Below are 16,241 nucleotides of genomic sequence, written 5' to 3' on the forward strand. Positions count from 1 at the left end.
CCGGGCATCCTAGTGTTTCCTAGGTCTCGTTGACAGACCCAGCCAACAGCTGTGAGGCTCGGCCCATGACGGACATCCAGGACGCCGCCCGCACGCGCACCTTCAGCTGGTCGGATCCGGCCGAGATCGCGGCCCATGTCGGCGGTCTGTCGGGGCTCGAGCTGCTGCAGGCGCTGGCCGTGGGCAAACTCCCGCCGCCGCCGATCCTGCAGACCCTCGGCGGGACCGGGATCGAGGTCGAAGAGGGTTCGGTGACCGTGATCCTGCCGGTCCGCGAGTTCCACTACAACCCGCTCGGCACCGTGCACGGCGGCGTGATCGCGACCCTGCTCGACACCGCCGCGGCCTGTTCGGTGCACTCGACGCTGCCGGTCGGCGTCGGCTACACCTCGCTCGACCTGAACACGCGTTTCATCAAGCCGGTCACGGTGAAATCCGGCGAGCTGCGCTGCACCGGTCAGGTGATCAGCCGGGGCCGCCGGACCGCGATCGCCGAGGCCCGGCTGGTGGACGAGCGCGGCGCCCTGCTGGCCCACGCCACGTCCACCTGCATGCTCTTCGAGCTAGGCCAGTAGCTTCTCGGTCGCCGACAGCCGCACGCACACCGTCAGCCCGGCGACCGCGGCCTCGAGCTCGTCGAGCTCGGGGTACGTCGGCGCGATCCGGATGATGCTGTCGGACGGGTCGTCGCCGTACGGGTGGGTGGCGCCGGCCGGGGTGAGCGCGATCCCGGCCGCCTTCGCCTTGGCGACGACGTCCGCCGCGCAGCCCTCCGGCACCCGCAGGGTGATGAAGTAGCCGCCGATCGGCGCGTTCCAGGACGCGAACCCGGTGTCGCCGAGCTCGGCGGTGAGGATCTTGTCGACCGCCTCGAACTTCGGCCGGATCAGCTCGGCCAGGTTGCGCATGTGCGCGTGCAGGCCGTCGGCGTCGCGGAGGAACTGCACGTGCCGCAGCTGGTTCACCTTGTCCGGGCCGATGCTGCGCTTGACCGTGTGGCTCTGCCACCACTTCAGGTTCGCCGGGGAGGCGCCGAAGAACGCGACGCCGGCGCCGGCCAGCGTGATCTTCGAGCTGGAGCCGAAGACGAAGACGCGATCCGGGTTACCGTGCTCGGCCGCCAGGGCCAGGACGTCGGCCAGCTCGGCGTGCTCGTCGGTCAGGTGGTGGACGGCGTACGCGTTGTCCCAGAAGATCCGGAAGTCGGGCGCGGCGGTCGTCATCGCGGCCAGCCGGCGCACGGTCTCGGCCGAGTACGTCGTCCCGTCGGGGTTGCTGTACTTCGGGACGCACCAGATGCCCTTGATCGAGGCGTCGGCCGCGACCAGCCGCTCGACCTCGTCCATGTCCGGGCCCTCCGGCGTCAGCGCGACCGGGACCATCTTGATCCCGTAGCGCTCGCAGATGCCGAAGTGCCGGTCGTAGCCGGGCACCGGGCACAGGAACGTGACGTCCTGGTCGGCCCAGCGCTGCTCCGCGCCGGGGACCTGGCCGAGCAGCGCGAAGACGATCGCGTCGTGCATCAGCTCGAGGCTCGAGTTACCGGCGGCGAGCAGCTGGTCGGCCGGGACCTGCAGGTCGGCGGCGAAGATCGCGCGCAGCTCGGGCAGGCCGACCAGGCCGCCGTAGTTGCGCAGGTCCGTCCCGTCGGCGGCCACGGGCCGCTCGATGCCGCCGAGGATCGCGTCGGCCAGATCCAGCTGTCGCGGCGACGGTTTACCGCGGGTCAGATCGAGTTTCAGCCCCTTCGCGGCGAGTGCTTCGTACTCCGCCTGGGCGCGCTCGCGCTGCGCCGTCAACTCTTCCACCGTCAAGGCTGTGTCACCCACGACAATTCCCTTCGCACGCAATCGATCACGGACAGCGTAGTGCTGTCCGTGACCGGTGCGAAAACGAGGGTCAGCGGCGCGGTGGGCGGCAGTTCGGGAACTTCGGATCCCAGGGCGGGCAGGCCGGGCCGCCGGTCGGTTTGGTCGGCGGCGGGATCGGCGGCAGCGACGTGCCCGGCGGCGGGGGACTGGTGCCCGGGGGCGGTGGCGTGGTGGGCGGCGGAACCTTGCTGCCGTTGGACAGCCAGAGCAGGATCGTCGCGCCCGCCAGGGCGCCCTCCTCGGCCCGCGGCGTCGTCCAGGCGACCGTGCCGGCGACGGCGTCGGAGTCCACCTGCGAGGACGCGGTCGCGACCTTGAAGCCGAGCGCCTTGAGCGTGACGCCCGCCTGCTCCGGCGTCATCCCCTTGACGTCCGGCAGGTTCTTCACGTTGCCGCGGATCGTCTTCTGGTCCGGCTGGACGAACGTCGTCCGGGCGTAATTCTTGAGCGCCGCGCGCATCGCGGTCTCCCAGAACGGTCCCGCGATCTTCGAGCCGGACGCCTCGCCGATCGTCCGGCCGTTCAGCGTCTGGCCCTGCAGGTCCGTGTACTTCGGCGTCGCGTCCGCGACCACCGACACGGCCGAGAGCTTGGTCGAGTAGCCGGCGAACCACACGGCCTTGCTGCCGTCGATGGTTCCGGTCTTGCCGGCCAGGTCGCTGCTGCCGAACTTCAGGCTGCTGCCGGTGCCGGGCGGGTCCATCACCTTGTTCAGCACGTAATTGACGCCGTCCGCGACCTGCGGCGTGATGACCGACTTGCAGCTCAGGCCGGGGGTCTGGATGGTCTTGCCGCGGCTGCTGGCCACGGCGGTCACGATCTGCGGGTTGCAGAAGGTGCCGCGGGCCGGGAACGTCGCGTAGGCGCTGCTCAGCATCAGCGGGGTGATCAGACCGGCCGAGCCCAGCGTCATCGACGGCACTTGCTCCAGCGGCTCCTCGGTCTGGGCGTCCCGCATGCCCATCTTGCCCAGCAGGTTGGCGATCGGGCACAGGCCGACCTGCTCGGACAGCTGCAGGAAGTAGGTGTTGGTGGAGGCCTGGGCGGCCTGGATCATCGACGGATCGGCCACCGTCCGGGTCGAGTTCTTCGGCTTGTAGTTGTTGTCCGACGCGGTGCCGTGACAGGTCTTGAACTGGCGGCCGGACAGGTCCAGCGTCTGCGGCGAGTTGATCCGGTAGTTCAGCGGGACGCCCTTCTGGATCGCGGCCGCGATCGTGAAGGTCTTCATCGTCGACCCGTTCTGGAAGCCGCCGTAACCGCCCTTGTAGGACTGCTCGACGTTGTAGTTGTACGCCGTCTGGTTCTTGCCGAACCCGTACGGTTTGCTCTGCGCCATCGCCTTCACCAGACCGGTGCCGGGCTCGACGATCGTGATCGCCGCGACGGCCTCGTCGGCCGGTTTGGAGTGCTTGTCGATCGAGGCCTGCGCGGCCGCCTGGATCTTGCGGTCGAGTGACGTGCGAACTGTCAGGCCCGCCGTCTCGATGTAGTCCTCGCGCTCCTCCTCGGTCTTGCCGAAGACCGGGTTCTGCTTCAGCCGGGCCACGACGTAGTCGCAGTAGAACGGGTACGGCGAGTTCGCGCAGCCGGTGCGGAACGCCTTGACCTTCTTGAGATCGATGACCGGGGTCCGCATCGCGTCCCGGGCCTGCTTCGGGGTGACGATGCCGAGGTCGCGCATCCGGCCCAGGACGATGTTGCGCCGCTCCTTGCCGGCGACCGGATGGGCGACCGGGTTGAACGCGTTCGGGCTCTTCACCAGCCCGGCCAGCGTCGCGGCCTGCGTCAGGGTCAGCTTCGAGGCGTGGACGCCGAAGTAGTGCATCGCCGCGGCCTCGACGCCGTACGCGCGGTCGCCGAAGAAGGCCAGGTTGAGGTAGCGGTTCAGGATCTCGTCCTTGGAGATCTTCTCCTCGACGGCGATCGCGTACCGCAGCTCGGTGAACTTGCGTTCGTAGGTGTCGGCGGTGGCCGCCGCGCGCTCCTCCGGCGTCCGGGCCTTCGCGACCAGGCTGAGCTTGACGTACTGCTGGGTGATGCTCGAGCCGCCCTGCGCGACCGAGCCGCGGGACTGGTTCAGCACCAGCGCCCGCAGCGTGCCCTTCAGGTCGATCGCGCCGTGCTGGTAGAACCGGTCGTCCTCGATCGCGACGATCGCCTTCAGCATCATCGGGCTGATCTGCTTCAGCGTGACCTGCTTGCGGTTCTCCTGGGCCAGGTTCGCGATCACCTTGCCGTCACTCGCGACGATCGTCGTCGACTGCGCCAGCGGCGGGATCGTCAGGTCCTGCGGCAGGTACTTCACCGTGTTGTGCGCGGTCGACGTCGTCACGTCGGCCAGCCCGGCCAGCGGCAGGGCGAGCCCGGCGACGAGTGCGCCGGAGACCGCGCTGATCAGGAGAAATGCGAGCACCGACCGGAAAACACTGGGGCGGGCAGGGTCACCTCTGTGCATGACCTGGCACAGTACGGGAGGTCAGGGGCTACCGGCAGCCTTTCCGTCACGGATTTGACACTTTTGCCTTGCTTTCTCACCTTGAGTAGCGACCCGCTCACTCCGCGCCTCTGATCAGCGCGTCCGGCAGCACACCCTCGGCCAGTACGCCGAGCCGCTGGGTGGCCCGGGTGACCGCGACGTACAGGTCGGACAGGCCCCGCGGGGACTCGGCGACGATGCCGGCCGGGTCGGCGATCAGGACGGCGTCGAACTCCAGGCCCTTGGCTGCAGAGGGATCCAGCAGGGCGACGGGCGCCTCGAGGATCGCCGGGTCATTGCTGTTGGCAACCGTTGGCAGTGCGGCGGCCAGCGCTGCGATCCGGGAGGCGGGCGCGATGACGGCGATCCGGCCGTCGCCGACGGCCGCGCGCTCGGATTCGATTGCTGCGAGCAACGTTTCGGTGAAGTCCTCGCTCCGGACGCTTCGCAGCCAGGGTGCGTGACTCCCGGCGCGCACCGAGGTCGGTGCCGTGAGCAACGGATCGATCGCGGTCAGGACGCCGGCCGCGACGGTCATGATCGCGGTCGGCGTGCGGTAGTTGACGCTGAGCTCCGCGGCCCGCCAGCGCCGGGGCGCGTAGCGGTCGAGCACCTCGGCCCACGACCGGACGCCGGCGTCCGTCCCGGTCTGGGCGAGATCGCCGACCAGCGTCATCGAACGCCGTGGGCAGCGGCGCATCAGCAGCCGCCAATCCATCGCGGTCAGTTCCTGCGCCTCGTCGACGATCACATGGCCGAAGACCCAGCCGCGATCCGACGCCGCTCGCTCCGCAACCGTGACCGGCTTCTCGATCAGCTCCGTGCGGCGATGGACGAGATCGGCGAACTGCTCGATCTCCCACGGCATCACGACCACGTTCTCGGACTCCAGCTGGACCTGCACGACCTCCCGCGCGTACTTCCAGGTGTCGGCCGACTCGGCCGCCGCCGCGGCCGCCTGCTGACGACGAGCCGCGACGTCGGCGTCCAGCTCGCCGATCAGCTCGGCCGCCTCGTCCAGCAGCGGTACGTCGGACGGCGTCCACGGCGCGTCGATCGGACGCCGGATCGCCGCGCGCTCGGCGTCCGTCAGGTGCGGGGCGGCCGCTGCGAGCCGCTCGGGGGAGGAGAGCAGGACGCTGACCAGCAGTTGCGGGGTGAGCTCCGGCCAGAGGTGATCGAGGATGGCCTGGACGCGGTCGTCCTCGGTGAGCTCCTTGCGGAGATCCTCGATGTCCTCGGCGCCGACGTACTGGCGCCCGATCGTGTCGACGATCTGATCGGTCAGCACGGTGATGATGCGCCGGACGAAGATCCGCCGGGCCGGATTGTGCGGCTCGTCGGCGTCCAGTGCCTTCTCCTTCGCCTTGCGGACGGCGCTCGGCCGGAGCGCCAGCTCGTGCTGGTCGGCCCTGAAGCGGATCGTCGCCTCGGGGACGCGCTGGAAGCCTTGCACGGCGCGCTCGATGACCTCGGCCATCGCCAGGTCGCCCTTGATGCGGGTGGCTTCGGCGGACTCCGGGGCGGCCGCCGCGATCCCGGGATAGAGCTCGCCGACCGTGGCCAGGACGACGTCCGTCTCCCCGAGGGACGGGAGCACTTGGTCGATGTAGCGCAGAAAAGTCGGGTTCGGGCCGACGACCAGGACGCCCGTCCGCGCGAGCTGGTCGCGATGGGTGTAGAGCAGGTACGCCGCCCGGTGCAACGCGACGACTGTCTTACCGGTGCCCGGGCCGCCCTGGACGACGAGCACGCCCGGCAGCTCGGCGCGGATGATCTTGTCCTGCTCGGTCTGGATGGTCGCGACGATCTCGTTCATCCGGCCGGTCCGGTTCGCGCCGAGCGAGGACAGCAAAGCGGCCTCGCCGATCAGCGTGCCGCGGTCGGCGGCGCACAGCGCGTCCAGATCGAGAACGTCGTCGTCCACGCCGACCACGGTCCGTCCGTGCAGGCGGATGTGCCGGCGCCGGGTGACGCCCAGCGGGGCGGCCGGAGTCGCGCGGTAGAAGGACTGCGCGAGCGGCGTCCGCCAGTCGACAAGCAGCGCGTCGTACTCCTCGTCGAACAACCCGATCCGGCCGATGTGGAACCGCTCGCCGCCGGCTTCGTCGATCCGGCCGAAACACAGGCCGCGCTCGACGGCGGACAACTGGTGGAAGCGGCCGGAGAAATGGTCGGTGAAGGATTCACGTTCGCTGTGCGCCTGCAGATTTCCGGCTGTCGCTTCTCCCTGGATCCGATCGAGCGCACCGCGCGCCCTTTCGCGCAGTACGTCGAGCCTTTCGTACATCGTCGTCACGTGCTCCTGCTCTTCGCCGATCTCCTGTGCCAGCAGCCGATCCGTCACGCCGTCCCCGATCTTGAAATCGCTGGAATTGTCTGCTAATCTGTTCTTAGTTGCTCCTTTGCGGGCAACTTTTTTTATGCAGACAGAAACGCCCAACGATAACTGTTCCCGCGGGTTATTCGCAAGGAATTGCGGCGGCCGAGCCGCGGACGATCAGCGTGGTGGCCAGTTCGACGTGATGGGAGTCGACGGTTTCGCCGGCCGCCAGGCGTAGCGCTGTTCGCAGGGCGACGGCGCCCATCTCGCGCAGCGGTTGTTTGACTGTCGTCAGCGGGGGTGAGGCCAGGCGCGCGACCTGGGTGTCGTCGAAGCCGACGACGCTGAGGTCCTCGGGGACGCGCAGGCCGCGCGCCCGGGCTGCCTCCAGTACGCCGAGCGCCACCTCGTCGCTGCCGGCGAAGATCGCCGTTGGGCGATCGGGGAGATCCAGTAGCGCGGAGCCGCCGGCGACGCCGTCGTCGTACAGGAACTCGCTCAACCGGACGTACTGCTTGGGGACGGCGGCGCCCGCGGCGTCCATCGCGCTGCGGAAACCGCTCATCCGGGCCTGGTTGCAGCCCGAGGTCGGCGGGCCGCCGAGGTAGCCGATCCGGCGGTGACCGAGGTCGAGCAGGTGCTGGGCGGCGGCCATCCCGCCGGCGAAGTTCGTCGAGCCGACACTCGTCACGTCGGGCTCGGGGATATTGGCCGGATCGATGACTACCAAGGGCAGCCGGGCCCGGGACAGGGCGGCGAGGTCGGCGTCGGTCAGCTCGCTGGTGATCCCGATCGCGGCGCGGCGGCCGCCGGCGATCAGCTCGCGGATCCAGCGGCTCGCGCGACCGGCCGGGCCGCTCGGGTGCCGCGGGTGCGCGTTCAGGACGACGTCCACCCCGGCGTCCTGACCGGCGGCGACGACGCCCTGGATCACCTCGACGGAGTAGCTGCTCAGGAAGCCCTGGTAGAAGAGCTCGACCGTCGGGCGGCTGACGGGCTCGGGACGGCGGCCGACGTACCCATGCTGGGTGAGGACCTCCTGGACCCGGGCGCGGGTGCTGGAGGAGACGTCGCTGCGGCCGTTCAGAACCTTCGAGACAGTGGCGATCGAGACCCCGGCCGTGGTCGCGACGGTAGCCAGGGTGACCGCTCCCCGGGGACGTGGCATCGGTCCCCTCCTTTCGTGGTGTGGGTTGATTATCGAAACTTTTCGAGGTTCTTGGCAAACCGGCGCGCTGGTGAAAGAGCTGCTGGGTAAGGCTTCTGGAGTGTTCAACTGAGATCTGCCGACGTCTTGACAGTGATAGCACCGAAATCTACGTTACGAAACACCTTCATGGAGACGGAGATCACTGTGGACCCCATGACGACATCCCGGCGGACATTTCTGAGCCTGGTCGGAGCCGGTGCGCTCGCGGCCTGCGGGACCTCCGGACCGAAGACCACCGCCGGCGCGGGCGACGGAGCGACGTACTGGTACCTGACCGGCCAGCCCCAGCAGGGGATCCGGGCCGATCAGGTCAAGCGGTTCAACGACGCGAACGCGGGCGCGAAGCTGGCGACCACCGAGTTCCAGAACGACGCGTTCAAGCAGAAGATCAAGACCGCGATCGGCGCGGGGCAAGGGCCGACGCTGATCTGGGGCTGGGGCGGCGGTGGGCTGAAGAGCTACGTGGACGCCGGGCAGGTGGCGGACCTGACCGGCTTCTTCACCGAGAACGCGGCGCTGAAGGAGTCGATCATCCCGACCGCGTTCGGGGCGGCGACGGTCGGCGGGAAGATCTACGCGATGCCGGTGGAGACGACGACGCCGATCGTGTTGTTCTACGACAAACGCGCGTTCGAGAAGATCGGGGCGCAGCCGCCGCAGTCCTGGGGTGACGTGCTGGATCTGGTGCCGAAGTTCAACGGCGCCGGGATCGCGCCGTTCTCGCTCGGCGGGCAGTCGCGGTGGACGAACATGATGTGGCTGGAGTTCCTGTTCGACCGGATCGGCGGGGAGGCGCTCTTCCAGAACATCTTCGACGGCGGGAAGGACGCCTGGTCGGATCCGTCGGCGATCAAGGCGCTGGACGAGGTCCAGAAGCTGATCAAGGCCGGCGGGTTCATCAAGGGCTTCTCCTCGATCACCGCCGACTCGAACGCCGATCAGGCGCTGCTGTTCACCGGCAAAGCCGCGATGATGCTGCACGGCGCCTGGACCTACGGAAACATGAAGTCGGCCGGCGGGGACTTCGTCACCGGCGGGCACCTGGGCTACATGAACTTCCCGCCGGTGGACGGCGGCAAAGGCGACCCGACCGCCACCGTCGGCAACCCCGGGCAGTACCTCTCGATCTCCGCCAAGGCGAGCGCCGCCGACCAGGAGACCGCCAAGAAGTTCCTGGCCAACAACACCCTGGACGACGCCTCCGTCGACGCGTGGGTCAAATCCGGCAACATCTCCGTCGCCAAGTCCTCCAAGGACAAACTCGCCGCGATCACCGACCGGCACGACTCCGCCTGGCTCAACTTCGTCTACAACACCTCCGCCAACGCCAAGAACTTCGCCCAGTCCTGGGACCAGGCCCTCAGCCCCGCCCAGGCCGAAGCCCTCCTCGACAACATCGCCAAACTCTTCCAGCTCTCCGTCTCCCCCCAACAATTCGCCGCCGCCATGAACGCGGTGATCGGCAAGTGAAACCCCCTATCAACCAGTTGCCCCCAGCAACAACTGCCGAAGCCCGCCTGCCCGCGACCGCACCCGCCACGTGCCGCCCGCAGGCGACCACAACCCCCGGAGGCCGGCCGCGGGCGGCAGCCGCCCTCCGGCCCCACCCGGCGGGCGGCCCAGGCCGACGGGCCGCCCGCCCCCTCACCCCAACCCAACACGTGGTCCGCGGCCCCCATCGTCACGCTCCGGGCGCTGCGGCACCATGCGCCCGCCTTCAGACCGCTTGCTCGCGCGCGTCGCGCTCGTGGTGCTTCCGCGGAGGGTCGGCGCCGTCGGCGGCCGGCTTCCGGCAGCTCCGCGCGGGTGGCCCGGGCAGACGGGCCGTTCGCCAGCCGCGCTCGGACCCGCGCGACTTCCGTGGGCTTGGCCAGCACAGCCTGTGCGCGGCGGCGCGCTGCGCCGGCTCGTCCGGGCCGTGTTCGTGGCGTGGTCGCGGGGGAGCGGCGGCGTTGGCGGCGGGTGGCTTGGGCCGGCGGACTGCTCGGCGTCGTTTCATGCGGTTGGGTTGGTTGGTGTTTGGCGGGGGTGGGGGTTTAGGGGCGGGGGAGTGGTGACGAGGGTGGCTGGTCGGGTTCGGGCGGGCGGGGCTGGCCGAGCGGCTGGACGCCGGGTTGTAGTGGCTGGTGGGAGCGCGGCGGGGAGTAGTGGGGCGGTGGGGTGGATGGTGTTGCCTGCGTTGGGGATTTTTGTGGTGTTCGGGGTGGTGCCGTTGGTGGGTGTGGTTGTGCTGAGTTTTGTGCAGTGGGACGGGTTGGGGGCGATGCGGCCGGCGGGGTTTGCGAACTGGGGGGCGGTGTTGCGGGATCCGGGGTTGCCGCATGCGGTGGGGGTGACGTTCGCGGTGATGGGGTTGTCGTGGGTGGTGCAGACGCCGGTGAGTTTGCTGATCGGGACGTTTCTGGCGGGGCGGCAGCGGTATCGGGGTTTGCTGGCGGTGTTGTACTTCGTGCCGTTGCTGCTGAGTTCGGCGGCGATCGCGATCACGTACAAGGCGTTGCTGGATCCGAACTTCGGGCTCGGGGCGGGGTTGGGGGTCGGGTTCCTGACCCAGGACTGGCTGGGGCGGGGCGGGCTCGCGCTGGGGGTGGTGATCTTCGTGGTGTCGTGGCAGTTCATCCCGTTCCACTCGCTGATCTACCAGGGCGGCGTCCGGCAGATCCCGACGTCGATGTACGAGGCGGCGGCGATCGACGGCGCCGGTCGGGTGCGGCAATTCTTCAGCATCACGGTCCCGCAGCTGAAGTACACGATCATCACGTCGTCGACGCTGATGGTCGTCGGCTCACTGACCTTCTTCGACCTGATCTTCGTCCTGACCGCGGGCGGGCCCGGTGACGCGACCCGGGTGCTCGCGCTGGACATGTACAAACGCGGCTTCCAGGCGAATCTGATGGGCCCGGCGAGTGTGATCGCCGTCCTGCTGGTGCTGCTCGGTCTCGCGCTGGCGCTGCTGCTGCGCCGTCTCGGCGGCAGTACGACGGCCAGTCAGCAGGAGGGAGCCTGATGCGCAGGATCCTGCGGCTCAACTGGCTGGGCGGATCGGCCGGCTGGCTGTGGCTGATCATCGTGATGGTCCCGCTGTACTGGATCGTCGTCACCAGCTTCAAGGACCAGACGGCGTACTTCAGCCAGAACCCGCTCGCCCTGCCGACCGAGCCGACGCTGACCAACTACCAGCTCGTCATCCAGTCGGATTTCCCGCGGTACTTCGTGAACAGCGTGATCGTCACGGCCGGCACGATCGTCCCCGCGGTGACGATCGCGTTCATGGCGGCGTACGCGATCGTCCGCGGCGCCGGCAGCCGGTTCCTCGCCGGGGTGAACGGGTTGTTCCTGATGGGCCTGGCGATCCCGTTGCAGGCGACGATCATCCCGGTCTACCTGCTGATCATCCGGATGCGGCTGTACGACAGTCTGCTCGCGATCATCCTGCCGTCGATCGCCTTCGCGATCCCGCTCTCGGTGCTCGTCCTGACGAACTTCATCCGGGACGTGCCGAAGGAGCTCTTCGAGTCGATGCGCGTCGACGGCGCGACCGAGTGGGGCATGCTGCGCACGCTCGCCCTCCCGTTGACCCGGCCGGCGCTGGTGACAGTTGCCATCTACAACGGCCTCGGCGTCTGGAACGGCTTCCTGCTGCCGCTGATCCTGACCCAGAGCCCCACCCAGCGCACGCTCCCGCTGGCGCTGTGGACCTTCCAGGGTCAGTACAGCGTGAACGTCCCCGCCGTCCTCGCCTCCGTCGTGCTCACCACGCTCCCGATCGTCATCCTGTACGCCGTCGGCCGCCGCCAGCTTCTCAGCGGACTCACCGCCGGCTTCAGCCGCTGATCATTCCTTGCGGTCGGCAACGGCTCGGGTGACGAACAGCCCGGCGGCCAGGATCGCGGCGCCGAGCAGGGCCAGCAGCGTGAGCGGTACGGCGCTCTCGGCGGGGGAGCGCTCTCCGTCGGAGAGCACGCTCATCAGCGCGCGGATCGGCGAGATCCAGCGCAGCAGCAGGACGGCCAGGATCGCTGCGGACGCCGCCAGCATCGCGACGCCGATCCGCGGGATCACCAGCCGGGAGCAGAGCAGACCGATCGCGATCCCGACGAACGCGGCGGTCAGGTGGGCGGTGACGCCGATGGCGAGGATGCCGGCGGTGACGACGTGATCGCCGGTGATGAGCGGGTAGGTGACGCCGATGAGCACCAGCGGGAGGCACCAGGTGAGCACCACGGCGAGCGTCACAGAGAGCGCTCTCGCCGAACTGCCGATCGTGACGAGGAGGATCCGGCGCTGGGTCGGGTCCTCGTGGTTGACGATCGCGACGGTCAGCCAGGTCGTGCAGATCAGCATGGCGAGCACGCAGAACGCGTACGCCGCCTGTAGCGGGCCGTTGTCGGACGTCGTCCCGACGGCGAGCGCGGCCAGGAAGATCAGGGTGGGTGGGAGGTAGCGCTGGGAGAGCAGGACGCTGAGCAGGAGAAATCGGTAGAGAGCGCTCACTGGGCGTTCACCTGGCGTACCGAGACGATCGAGAAACCCTGAGAGAGCGCGAACAGCAGGAACGCATCGTGCTCCCCGTTGAGCACCGTCACGCAGACCCCCTCGCCGGTCCGTCGCGACCCGAGCACCCCCGGATGCGTCGACCAATCCAGCTCCGGCCCGGACGCCAGCACGATCTCGGTCATCACCCGCCTGGCCGACCCGCCGGCCAGATCGGGGACGTCGGGGGTGGGGTGGAGGGTTGAGTGGTTGAGGTGGCAGGTTCTGGTGGCGGTGGTGCGGACGGTTTCGGGCGAGTGCTCGGTGAAGATGACGGCGGCGCCGGCGGCGGCGGTTTCGGTGAGGAGGGTGCGGAGGGTTTGGTGAGCGGTGGTGTCGAGGCCGGCCCAGGGTTCGTCGAGGACGAGGAGTTGGGGCGGGGTGAGGAGGGCTTGGGCCAGGGCGACCTTTTGGGCGTTGCCTTTGGAGAGTTTGCGCATCGGGGTGTCCGCGCCACCGGTCAGCGCGAGTCGCTCGAGTAACGCCGTGGAGCGCTCTCTGGCCGTTCTCGGGTCGAGCCCGCGGATGCGGCCCAGGTGCCGCAGGTACGCCGAAGCCGACAACCGATCGTGGGACGTGAAGACATCGGGCACGTAGCTGACGACCCTGGCGGTTCGCTCGACCGCACCGGACGTCGGCCGTGACAGGCCGACCATCAGCTTCAGCACGGTTGACTTCCCGGAGCCGTTCGTCCCGATCAGGGCGACCAGCTCACCGGCCTCGACTGCCAGGTCGACGTCGCGCAGAACTTCTCGGCGTCCATAGCGTTTCGAGATGTTCGCGAGCCTCACTACCGCCATGCGGCGACCCTAGCCGTCGGCGGGATCACCCCGGCGACATGACCCGGCGGAGCGGGCGGGTGAGGATGAGCGAGGCGATCAACGAGGCAACGGCGAAGGTGGCGATGGCGGGGGCGGGGGAGGTCAGGTCGGCGAGGGTGCCGGCCAGGATGGCGGTGATTCCGAAGGTGGTCGTGCGGAGGGCAGACTCGACGCCGAGGACCTGGCCGCGTTGTGAATGCGGTGTCAGTTCAACGAGTACCTCCTGCTGGACGAGGGATGCCGAGTAGCCGGAGCAGCCGATGGCGACCAAGAGCGCGAGGACTGCCAGCGGTAGGTCGAAGACGAAGGCTGTGAAGGGCAGCGCCAGGAGGAGGCGCAGCCAGTGGCTGGCGGCTTGGCGCTGGGAACGGTTGAGGAAGCGACCGACGACCAGGTCGCCGGTGAGCATGCCAGCGGCTGCGGCGGCGAGGAGCCAGCCTGCGTCGGCACCGGCGTACGGGACGAAGAGGGCTTCGCAGCCGACGACGAGGCCGTTGGGGATGGTCAGGGCGAGGAGCAGCGGCCGGGTGTTGGTCTGGGCGAGCAGGCGGCGGTTGCCGCGCCAGGTCTCGGCCAGGCTGGTCCGCGCGACCCGGCGAGGTGCGCGGTTCCGTAGGCCGAACCGGATCACCGGGATCACCAGGGCCGAGCAGCCGGTCGCCAGCCAGAGCACCGTCGACGGACTCATTGCCTGCAGCAACAGTCCCGCCAGCCCGAACCCGGCGATCTGCATCGCGCCGACCGACAGGTTCATCGCGGAGCGGCCGAGGACGAACTGATCCGGATGGACGACGTCGTTCAGCAATCCCCAGCGGACGCCGGCTCCGATCGACAAGCCGTAGGCGACCGTGAGGGCGAGGATCAGCCGCGCCCCGGCCGACAGTTCGACCGCAGCTTGGATGCCAACGGCAACAGTCGAGAGGATCGCCAACGCGATCAGGAGCGGCCGTGGTCGCGCCGTGTCGGCAGCTGACATCAGCGTCGAGACACCGAGCACCTGCGCCAGCGACGGGCCGAACATCACCAGCGCCGTCAGGAGCGCCGAGCCGGTCGCGGCGTTCACGATCAGGGCGAGCGTCAGGCTGGTCATGGTCGCGGACGCGTTCCCGAGCGCGTTCCCGAGCCATAGGCTGCGGAACTCGGAGTTGGCGAAGATCTGCCCGTAGGTGGCGGCGGGAGCACTGCGGAGACTCATAGCGGAAAACCTTCACCGGTGCGCCCGCGACGGCCTAGAGTTTCGGCTGGAGGCGAAACCAATTGTCCGAGTTCCTCGTCGACGCCGACACCCTCGCCCGAGCGCGGTTCGGCCTGTCGCAAGTCACCGAGACCGTGTCGGCGCTGAAGCTGCTGCTGCAGCCGGTCGACCCGTGGTTCCGACGCTGGAAAGACCAGCATGTCGGCGCGTTCGAGGAGCGGCTCGCGGCCGAGCCGATCTGGGCAGCGGTACTGGAGAGCGCTTTCGGACGCCGCTGGACCGCCGACTTCCTCACCCAGCCGCCCCTCGAACCGAACCTCGCCTTCGCCGCCGAGCTCAGCCAGCTGACCTGCCTGGACGACGACCGGATCCGCGCCGACCTGACCGTCGTCCGGACGCCGTTGCCGCCGCTCCTGCTCGAAACCGACGGTCTCGCGGCCAGCGTCGGCGAACTGCTCACCTGGGTCTGGACGCATACCGTCGAGCCCGACTGGCCGCGCCGGCGGCGAGTACTGCAGGCGGACGTCGTCTCCCGGACGGCGAAGCTGAGTGAGCAAGGCTGGGCCGGAGTCCTGAGTGGTCTCGGGCCGGACGTGCGCTGGATCGGCGACGGCCGGATCCAGGTGAACAGCTCCGACTTCCCGATCACCGACGTCCGTGGGCAGGACCTGATGTTCATCGCCGCCCACACCCAGCGCGTGAACGTCAGCTGGCGGCTGCCGGACCGCTTCGCGCTCACCTACCCGGTGACGGGGATCTTCGCGAGCACCGACGTACCGGCCGAGCCGCTGGTCGACCTGCTCGGCCGCAACCGGGCTCGCATCCTCACTGCAGCCGCAGAACCGGTCAGCACCAGCGCGCTGGTCGCTGCCACCGGGCTGGCGCTGGCCACGGTTTCGGACCACCTGCGGGTGCTCACCGCCGCCGGGCTGCTCGAACGCCGCCGGTCCGGCCGTTCGGTCCTCTACTGGCAGTCCGACACCGGTGGGCGGGTGTCGCGAGGGATAGTGGGCGTATGACGGAAGCGGTGCGCGAGCCGGAGGCGCAGGTGGCGCCCCGCGGGGTGCTGAGCCGAGAAGTGTGGTTGGTGCTGGCGCTGTCGCTGGGGGCCTCCGGAGTCGCGGCGCTGATCTCGTTCGCGGGTGTGCTGACGGCGGAGAAGGCGATCAGCGGGCAGACGGCGGTCATCGTCGGATCCCGGGCGCCGGGGCGGCCGTGGCTCGACCTCGCCTGGCAGATCTTTGCGGTGCTGACCGCATTGGTGCCGGTCGTACTGGTCGGTCACCTGCTCAAACGCGGCGGCGAGTCGCTGCGCACGCTCGGCTTCGATCTGCGCGACCGCCTGCGCGATCTGGGCCGGGGGACGGCGGTCGCGGCGGTGATCGGCGGCGCGGGGCTCGGGTTCTACTTGCTGGCTTACGCCTCCGGGATGAACCTGAGCGTGGACCCGGCGCAGCTGCCGGACCATTGGTGGCGCATCCCGATTCTGGTCGCGGTCGCGGTGCAAAACGCCGTCCTCGAGGAAGTGATCGTGCTCGCCTACCTGAACCGGCGGCTGGATCAGCTGGGCTGGTCGGTCGGCCGGAGCACGGTCACGAGCGCGCTGGTGCGCGGCTCGTACCACCTCTACCAGGGCGTCGGCGGCTTCGCCGGCAACGTGATCATGGGGGTCATTTTCTGTTACCTGTACCGGCGCTGGGGCCGGGTGATGCCGCTGGTGGTCGCGCACACGGTAATCGACATCGTCGCGCTGGTCGGCGCGACCTATCTGATCGGAAAGGTCGGCTGGTTACCGGGCTGAGCACGTAA

At 69.2% G+C, this 16,241-nt stretch carries 13 protein-coding genes; 6 read left to right on the top strand and 7 right to left on the bottom strand.

What is annotated here, in order from left to right:
• Nucleotides 1–65 precede the first annotated feature (65 nt).
• Complete coding sequence (locus ACZ6ZD_RS33225; RefSeq protein ID WP_465678118.1) at nucleotides 66–575, top strand: PaaI family thioesterase; 510 nt, start codon at nucleotides 66–68, stop codon at nucleotides 573–575.
• Here the strand turns inward: ACZ6ZD_RS33225 and ACZ6ZD_RS33230 are convergent.
• The 4 genes from ACZ6ZD_RS33230 to ACZ6ZD_RS33245 form a co-directional block, all read right to left on the bottom strand.
• Nucleotides 564–1,835 carry an aspartate aminotransferase type Ic gene (locus ACZ6ZD_RS33230; RefSeq protein ID WP_465678188.1) on the bottom strand — a complete coding sequence of 424 codons (1,272 nt, stop codon included), beginning with the start codon at nucleotides 1,833–1,835 and terminating at the stop codon, nucleotides 564–566. The two genes, ACZ6ZD_RS33225 and ACZ6ZD_RS33230, sit on opposite strands and share 12 nt — an antisense overlap.
• Nucleotides 1,836–1,899: 64 nt before the next feature.
• Complete coding sequence (locus ACZ6ZD_RS33235; protein ID WP_465678120.1) at nucleotides 1,900–4,287, bottom strand: penicillin-binding protein; 2,388 nt, start codon at nucleotides 4,285–4,287, stop codon at nucleotides 1,900–1,902.
• Nucleotides 4,288–4,426: 139 nt separating this feature from the next.
• The gene (locus ACZ6ZD_RS33240; protein WP_465678122.1) at nucleotides 4,427–6,697 is read right to left on the bottom strand and encodes a HelD family protein; all 2,271 of its coding nucleotides are present in this window, start codon (nucleotides 6,695–6,697) and stop codon (nucleotides 4,427–4,429) included.
• A 115-nt stretch (nucleotides 6,698–6,812) separates the two neighbouring features.
• On the bottom strand, nucleotides 6,813–7,841 hold the full coding sequence (locus tag ACZ6ZD_RS33245) for a LacI family DNA-binding transcriptional regulator (RefSeq protein WP_465678124.1): 1,029 nt from the start codon (nucleotides 7,839–7,841) through the stop codon (nucleotides 6,813–6,815).
• A gap of 195 nt (nucleotides 7,842–8,036) precedes the next feature.
• Here ACZ6ZD_RS33245 and ACZ6ZD_RS33250 point away from each other — a divergent pair, with 195 nt between their 5' ends.
• The 3 genes from ACZ6ZD_RS33250 to ACZ6ZD_RS33260 all read left to right on the top strand — a co-directional run bounded on the left by ACZ6ZD_RS33250 (nucleotide 8,037) and on the right by ACZ6ZD_RS33260 (nucleotide 11,717).
• On the top strand, nucleotides 8,037–9,353 hold the full coding sequence (locus ACZ6ZD_RS33250; RefSeq protein WP_465678126.1) for an ABC transporter substrate-binding protein: 1,317 nt from the start codon (nucleotides 8,037–8,039) through the stop codon (nucleotides 9,351–9,353).
• Between the two features lie 694 nt (nucleotides 9,354–10,047).
• Nucleotides 10,048–10,890: a carbohydrate ABC transporter permease gene (locus ACZ6ZD_RS33255; RefSeq protein ID WP_465678128.1), complete on the top strand. Its 843-nt coding sequence runs from the start codon at nucleotides 10,048–10,050 to the stop codon at nucleotides 10,888–10,890.
• The gene (locus ACZ6ZD_RS33260; protein ID WP_465678130.1) at nucleotides 10,890–11,717 is read left to right on the top strand and encodes a carbohydrate ABC transporter permease; all 828 of its coding nucleotides are present in this window, start codon (nucleotides 10,890–10,892) and stop codon (nucleotides 11,715–11,717) included. Before ACZ6ZD_RS33255 ends, ACZ6ZD_RS33260 begins: the two co-directional genes overlap by 1 nt.
• On the opposite strand, the gene ACZ6ZD_RS33265 is transcribed toward ACZ6ZD_RS33260, so the two are convergent.
• From ACZ6ZD_RS33265 to ACZ6ZD_RS33275, 3 genes are read right to left on the bottom strand one after another with little or no spacing between them, the layout of a single operon-like run.
• Nucleotides 11,718–12,377 carry a hypothetical protein gene (locus ACZ6ZD_RS33265; RefSeq protein ID WP_465678132.1) on the bottom strand — a complete coding sequence of 220 codons (660 nt, stop codon included), beginning with the start codon at nucleotides 12,375–12,377 and terminating at the stop codon, nucleotides 11,718–11,720.
• The gene (locus ACZ6ZD_RS33270) at nucleotides 12,374–13,216 is read right to left on the bottom strand and encodes an ABC transporter ATP-binding protein (RefSeq protein WP_465678134.1); all 843 of its coding nucleotides are present in this window, start codon (nucleotides 13,214–13,216) and stop codon (nucleotides 12,374–12,376) included. The genes ACZ6ZD_RS33265 and ACZ6ZD_RS33270 overlap by 4 nt, the downstream gene beginning before the upstream one ends.
• Before the next feature lie 25 nt (nucleotides 13,217–13,241).
• Entirely contained in the window at nucleotides 13,242–14,432 is a 1,191-nt protein-coding gene (locus ACZ6ZD_RS33275; RefSeq protein ID WP_465678136.1) for an MFS transporter, read from the bottom strand.
• A 62-nt stretch (nucleotides 14,433–14,494) separates the two neighbouring features.
• On the opposite strand from ACZ6ZD_RS33275, the gene ACZ6ZD_RS33280 reads away from it, so the two are divergent.
• Together ACZ6ZD_RS33280 and ACZ6ZD_RS33285 are read left to right on the top strand one after the other, a co-directional pair.
• Complete coding sequence (locus ACZ6ZD_RS33280; RefSeq protein WP_465678138.1) at nucleotides 14,495–15,451, top strand: ArsR/SmtB family transcription factor; 957 nt, start codon at nucleotides 14,495–14,497, stop codon at nucleotides 15,449–15,451.
• The gene (locus tag ACZ6ZD_RS33285) at nucleotides 15,448–16,233 is read left to right on the top strand and encodes a CPBP family intramembrane glutamic endopeptidase (RefSeq protein WP_465678140.1); all 786 of its coding nucleotides are present in this window, start codon (nucleotides 15,448–15,450) and stop codon (nucleotides 16,231–16,233) included. Before ACZ6ZD_RS33280 ends, ACZ6ZD_RS33285 begins: the two co-directional genes overlap by 4 nt.
• Nucleotides 16,234–16,241 lie beyond the last annotated feature (8 nt).

The sequence above is a fragment of the Kribbella sp. NPDC104218 genome (assembly GCF_055584105.1).

What these genes read in the sequence shown, in the direction of transcription:
- ACZ6ZD_RS33225 (WP_465678118.1), top strand. Translation starts at nt 66, where the DNA reads ATGACGGACATCCAGGACGCCGCCCGCACGCGCACCTTCAGCTGGTCG.
- ACZ6ZD_RS33285 (WP_465678140.1), top strand. Translation starts at nt 15,448, where the DNA reads ATGACGGAAGCGGTGCGCGAGCCGGAGGCGCAGGTGGCGCCCCGCGGG.
- ACZ6ZD_RS33255 (WP_465678128.1), top strand. Translation starts at nt 10,048, where the DNA reads ATGGTGTTGCCTGCGTTGGGGATTTTTGTGGTGTTCGGGGTGGTGCCG.
- ACZ6ZD_RS33270 (WP_465678134.1), bottom strand. Translation starts at nt 13,216, where the DNA reads ATGGCGGTAGTGAGGCTCGCGAACATCTCGAAACGCTATGGACGCCGA.
- ACZ6ZD_RS33260 (WP_465678130.1), top strand. Translation starts at nt 10,890, where the DNA reads ATGCGCAGGATCCTGCGGCTCAACTGGCTGGGCGGATCGGCCGGCTGG.
- ACZ6ZD_RS33245 (WP_465678124.1), bottom strand. Translation starts at nt 7,841, where the DNA reads ATGCCACGTCCCCGGGGAGCGGTCACCCTGGCTACCGTCGCGACCACG.
- ACZ6ZD_RS33250 (WP_465678126.1), top strand. Translation starts at nt 8,037, where the DNA reads ATGACGACATCCCGGCGGACATTTCTGAGCCTGGTCGGAGCCGGTGCG.
- ACZ6ZD_RS33275 (WP_465678136.1), bottom strand. Translation starts at nt 14,432, where the DNA reads ATGAGTCTCCGCAGTGCTCCCGCCGCCACCTACGGGCAGATCTTCGCC.